We start from the raw sequence: 5,646 nt of genomic DNA, 5'->3' as shown, positions 1-5,646 counted from the left end.
TTGAATACAGTGGAATGTACGATTAGGGAGGGAAGTTATCGTTTTTCTAAGATAACTCGACCGACCCAACTGCAACAAAAAGCGTTAGATTTATTGGGAGTTTCCCTGATTTGTACCCAGTAACGGGGCGGCGGAAATTCTTTTAATCCCTCCTACAGCACAGGTTATGGCTTTTTGTCAACGGGGAAGTCCAGTTATTGGAGTTTTACGAGTAGAAACAGCTTGAATTATCTTTAATTTTTCTAGTTCATCGCTCTCTAGAGGTATACCTAAATTTTCGACATTAACTGGCTCAGAATTAACTGCTATATCGACAATTTCTGGGTGAGGAATTTGATAGGTCTTACATACCTGATAATGTTCCCGTAAAGCTTGACCATTACTGCCGTGTTCTAATCCTTGCAGATTTAAATAATACAAGCCCAAAATCTCGGGAATTAAGGACATTTTTGCTCCTTGACTAGCAATTCTTAACCAAAATTCATAATCGCCCGCACAGCGAAAATCCTCTTGAAAATAACCGTATCGATCGTGAAGTGATTTGCGCCACATCGGTTGAGAACCTACACAACATCTCTGCCGCAGCTCTTGATAGGAATAATCAGGCCAATTCCAGCGTTTTAAAGCTGAGGTAGTGGCAAAAGTATCATTCTTAATGGTTGTAATTAATTGATCGCCATAAACTAAACTAATCTCGCGATGTTGGTCGAGATAACTAGCCATAATTTCTAGGGCATTGAAACAGCGACGATCATCGGTGTTAGCATTGGTTAGATAACGTCCCCGCGCTTGTTTAATGCCGCGATTCCAAGCTTGATAAAGGGTTTCTCTTGCCTCCGTCCGCTGATAAATAATTCTCGGATATTTTTGTTGAAACTCTAGGACTATTTCCCGTTCATTTTCGGGGGAAGCACTATCGATAACAATAATTTCTAATTCTCCCTTTTGATAAAGGGTTTGTGTAACTAAATCCTCTAGACATCCTCGGATAAATTCGGCTGATTTATAAGTAGAAACAATAGCAGAGACTGTTATTTTTTCCATAGATGGGCTAGATTTTAAACTATAATTCATCGGATTATCTTGAAGGGGTTCCACACCTTGAAAAACCTTGTTAATCAGGGGTATAAGATTTTAAGATTCTATATTCGATCGAGGGAATTGTCAAGCGATTATCATTAGCTTGTCTAGAATAAGTAGAGACAATTGCAGAGACTGTTATTTTCTCCATTGATAGGCTAGATTTTAAGCTGTGATTCATCGGGTTATCTTGAAGGGGTTCCACACCTTGAAAAACCTAGTTAATCAGGGTTGTAAGATTTTAAGACTGGCCAAACGAGAAGCAATCAGTTTCAAGTGATCGCTTCTAGATCGATTGTTAACCACGGGTGTCGTTCGAGGATTTCCTCGGTAACAGAGCGCGCTCTTGACTTCGTGTGGGCCTGTAGGAGCGATTTCGGGTGAACCCGATAGCGGGCGAGGATTTCTGGCACTAAAACCCCTTGAAAATCCTGTTCGACGAATTTACACCAGAGATCGAAATCCTCCCAGCCGTAGAGCCACATATAGGAATAGCCATTCACCGCCTCTAGCGCGGTTCTCCGAATCAGGGCCATATTATCGATATAATTGCCACGGGCAAGAATTTCCGCGCTCCAGTTCTGATTTCCCAAAATTCCCGTTTCCGCCCCGAATTTCTCGATCAGGGGATAAACCATCTCGGCCCCGGTATCTTCTATCACTTCTAAACACCGTTCGAGACATCGGGGGTAGAGGGTATTATCGGCATCGAGAGAGAAAATAAACGGGGTATCCGATGAGGCGATCGCCGTGTTCCGGGGGGCGGAGGGGCCGCCGCTATTGCGATCGTGTCGGACGAGTAGAATCCGCTCGAAGCGCTCGGCGTTTTTCTTCAGCCAGTCGCAGGTGATCTCGGCGGAAGCGTCACTGGAAGCGTCATCGATGATCGCCAGATCGAAGGCTTCTAGGGTCTGTTCGAGGAGCGAATCCAGCGTTTCCCGAATATAGTCCGCATAGTTATAGAGACTAACGCAGACGGTAACGCTCACTGGACGAGATCGTTTTTTTTCAAAAAGTAACGAGTGGGGATGGGTGAAGATCATTTCCGTTCCTTCTCCTGTGCCGTGTCAGTAACGCGCGCCGTTAGGGAGAGAAGCTGCGATGCGATCGCCTCTAGCGGGAAAAGTTCGATGATCGCCCGATGGCCGGCGTTCCGAATCCGTTCGGACTCTTCGCGCCCCGCGGGTGTATTCAGGAGTTCGTCGATTTTCGCTTCCATTTTTTCGGCGGGAATCTCGATATAGTGTTCGTTAGGAATCAAACCGGGGAGAGGGTAACAGGGTTCGGTGATCACGAGGGTTTTCTGCCAGAGACCGTGAAAAACGATCCGGTGCCACTCGAAATAGCTTAGATCGCTTTGGTGAATATTGAGCAGGATTTTACTCCGTTGACTTAAACCGATAACTGCCTCGGTGGTGAGGGCGTTGCCTTTTCCCGCGATCAGGGGACCGTCTAGGGGAGGAATATGGAAAAAAGCGCGGTAGCGATGAAGCCATCGGGCGTTTGTCGCAAAAAAGTCCTGTCGGCGTTGGCTAAGATAACCGATAAATAGCAGATCGATCGGGCGATCACCCCACGGGGAATCGACGCTCTCGACAGAATGCCAACGCTCCCGCGGGACGCTTCGTAACGCAAGGAGATCGGGTTTTTCCTTCTGCCACGCGAAAGGGGCGTACCCCGGCAGATACCCCAACGGCAGGAAATACGAGGAGAGTCCGAGAGCGCGGGTGAAAACCGCCGTTTGCCAGTTAATATCGAGGACTAGCGCAGCCTGGCGCAAGAAATCGTAACTTTTGGAAAACCACGCAGTTTGGGGCTGTTCCACGTTGACCAAAATCGATCGGGTGATTCGAGATCGGTCGTTCCCGAGTGCGACCCCGTTTCCCAGATAGAAAAATTCGTGAGGTGCGACGATAATTTCCTGCGTGATGTCCGCTGGGAGGGAATCGTTTTCCGAGAGCCGGAGGGTTTTCACCCCGATCGCCGACAGACCGGCCGCGAGGATATCGGCGATCTCCCCCATGAAATAATTACCGATCGAGCTACAGGAAACGGCGATTTTTTCCTTCGTCGGGTCGGGAAAGTCTGGATTTCCCTCCAGTAAAAACCCGATTTCCCCCGATCGGTACCCGTTCAGGAACGGGTGATCGAATCGAGCGGCCGACCACGCGAAACGCCCTTCGGCCGCACCTCCCCGGCAGTAGTCGAAGAGGGGATTAATTTTCTCGCGGGCGACTCCTGGATTACGATCGAGATAGTAACGGCTATCGAAGAGCGGGTGAGGATCGCGTCCTGCGGCGACCCCGTTGACGAGATAATCCGAGAGCGGATCGACGGTTTCCCCCATCTCTTCGGGCAGTTGTTCGCGATAGAAGGCGGTTTTAAATAACGGGTGAGGGTCGAGGCCGAGACGATAGCCCTCGTTCTTGTAGTGGAGTAGGGGATTCGTATCGATCGATATCTGTTTTTTGTAATAGGTGCGATCGAAGAGGGGATGGGGATCGTATTTTCGGAAGGAGGGTTCCTGTAGGTAGTCGATCAGGGGATTCGCGTCAGTGGGATTCTGCCGGCGATAATAAGCGATATCGAAGAGGGGATGGGGATTCCGTCCAGCGATCGCTCCCCAGATCAGGAAATGGGAGAGGGGATCGATATCGCTTCCCGCGAGGTCTGGACTATTGGCGAGGTAATACTCGGTATCGAATAGCGGGTGGGGATTATAGCCTTTTTTCGCCCCGATTGTCCGATAATGAACTGGAGGCGGGAGATCAGAGGTTTTTACCTCCGGATAGCGGGCCGTGTAATAGGCGGTATCGAATAGCGGGTGAGGATCGTAGCCTTTTTTCCAGCCGACGGTGAGATAGTGAATCACGGGATCGAGATTCGAGGTGATCGTCTCGGGATAGCGGGCGGTGTAATAATCGACAGCGAAAAGCGGACTCACCGACGCGCCCTTGAACCGACCGATCAATCGATAGTGGTCGAGGGGAGCGACTCCGTCGATCTCAGGGTGGTGCTGTCGGTAGTAGTTCTCGTCGAATAGACCGCTCTTAGCGAGAATCCTGACAATTTTCCATCCCTCCAAGGGGGTGCCGAGCGCGGCTGGGGTGAGAGCCACCGCTAGATCGAGGCTTTTTCGGAACGCTTTCCGGACGGCACGGCCGCAGCTCTCGACTAAAGAGTCTCGCAGCGGGGGATCGAGGTATTTTCGCTCGATCTCGTTTTGCAGGGATTGTAATCGGGATAGAGATTCGACGGCCGATTTCCGTCGCGCGATCTGTTCTTCCTGAGTCATGGTGTGTCTGTATCGGTTCGGGATAATGTCCGCTTGCTAGGGGTTACATCGGTTTGTTATCGATCCACAATTCTCGTAGCCTCCAGAAGAAGCTCGTCTCCATCCATCGAACGATGTTCTGGGCGCTTTCCCAGCCCTCGCTGGCCTGTTGCAGTTGTATTTTCGCTTCTTCCCACGCTTTGCGGGTTCGATGGTAGCCGTCGCGGTATTTTTTTAGGAGTTCTCTCGAGCGCTCTAGTTCCACCTGTACCCGTCGCCCGTAGACCTGATACTCGATCCAGCGATCGTGAATTTCTCGCTCGCTCGCTTCAAGGTATTTTATCCGCCCGGCTAGGCGAGCGTTTTCTTCCCGCATCGTTTGAAGAGCGAAGGTATCGATGAGGGCGTTTCCCAACCGGGCGAATCGCCCTCGAATGTCCTCGCACGCGGCCAGATCTCGATCGAGGGCGAACAATATCCGCAACGGGTCGGGTAGATCGCGGCCGAAACCGAGAACCCCCAATCCGTAGCTATGGAGGAAGGAAAAACGGGGATAGCGATCGCCGAGTTCTTTCCAGAGTTTCCAAACCCCGAAATCGGATTCGCATACCTCGATATCGTGGAAGAGAACGATCGCCCGATCGGATAGTTTCCCCCGCCACATCTCGAAATCCCCTTTTACGGCTTCGTAGGTATGGAGTCCGTCAATATGGAGCAGGTCGATCGACCCGTCGGGAAAATCCTTCACCGCGTCCTCGAAACGGGAGCGGAGTAATTGCGAAAATCCTCCGTACCGGGTATCGTGATAGCCAGAGAGTTCCGAAAACACCTCTTCGCCGTAAAAACCCGCCTGCTCGTCGCCGCGCCACGTATCGATCGCCCGGCAGGTGGCGGGAATCTCTAAGCGCTGTACCGCCTGACAGAAGGCGAGGTAGGAGTTGCCGCTATGGGTTCCCAACTCGACGATCAAGCGCGGTTTCAGCGCGTCCACAAGCCAGAACGCGAAGGGAATGTGACCGAGCCAAGGATTCGGCTCGCTCAGGCGATCGGGTAGCCAGAAAACTGGCGGACTACTGAAAATAGAGAGGTCGGTCATGATATTAAGACAAAAGCGATCACGACAGGGTATCTCGCGGGTCACAGAAATTATACAACCCACATTCCGCACCCTCAACTGTCACATAAGCTGTCCCCCTCCAGAGACTTGAGTAAAAATACCTAGCTGGTGAAGGTTTTCTCGGTGGCCGCTAGGGGGGTCTTGAGACCCCTAATTAGGGTCTGCTGAAAAAGTT

3 protein-coding genes and 1 pseudogene are annotated in these 5,646 nt (G+C 50.9%); all 4 read right to left on the bottom strand.

Translation table 11 applies throughout. From position 1 onward, the window contains the following. Window positions 1-195 precede the first annotated feature (195 nt). Window positions 196-1,074, bottom strand: a pseudogene (locus PX482_RS23735) (glycosyltransferase); the annotation flags it as partial. Between the two features lie 278 nt (window positions 1,075-1,352). Next, window positions 1,353-2,123, bottom strand: a complete 771-nt coding sequence (locus PX482_RS23730) for a glycosyltransferase family 2 protein (protein WP_002761535.1) — start codon at window positions 2,121-2,123, stop codon at window positions 1,353-1,355. Continuing rightward, the gene (locus PX482_RS23725; protein WP_002761534.1) at window positions 2,120-4,375 is read right to left on the bottom strand and encodes a hypothetical protein; all 2,256 of its coding nucleotides are present in this window, start codon (window positions 4,373-4,375) and stop codon (window positions 2,120-2,122) included. The genes PX482_RS23730 and PX482_RS23725 overlap by 4 nt, the downstream gene beginning before the upstream one ends. Window positions 4,376-4,418: 43 nt before the next feature. Beyond that, on the bottom strand, window positions 4,419-5,450 hold the full coding sequence (locus tag PX482_RS23720; protein WP_043999301.1) for a class I SAM-dependent methyltransferase: 1,032 nt from the start codon (window positions 5,448-5,450) through the stop codon (window positions 4,419-4,421). Window positions 5,451-5,646 lie beyond the last annotated feature (196 nt).

The sequence above is a fragment of the Microcystis sp. M53602_WE12 genome, assembly GCF_030065455.1.
Lineage (GTDB): Bacteria > Cyanobacteriota > Cyanobacteriia > Cyanobacteriales > Microcystaceae > Microcystis > Microcystis aeruginosa.
The sequence above is the reverse complement of the archived record's forward strand: the minus strand, read 5'-3'. Positions and strand labels throughout refer to the sequence as shown.

What these genes read in the sequence shown, in the direction of transcription:
- PX482_RS23730 (WP_002761535.1), bottom strand. Translation starts at nt 2,123, where the DNA reads ATGATCTTCACCCATCCCCACTCGTTACTTTTTGAAAAAAAACGATCT.
- PX482_RS23725 (WP_002761534.1), bottom strand. Translation starts at nt 4,375, where the DNA reads ATGACTCAGGAAGAACAGATCGCGCGACGGAAATCGGCCGTCGAATCT.
- PX482_RS23720 (WP_043999301.1), bottom strand. Translation starts at nt 5,450, where the DNA reads ATGACCGACCTCTCTATTTTCAGTAGTCCGCCAGTTTTCTGGCTACCC.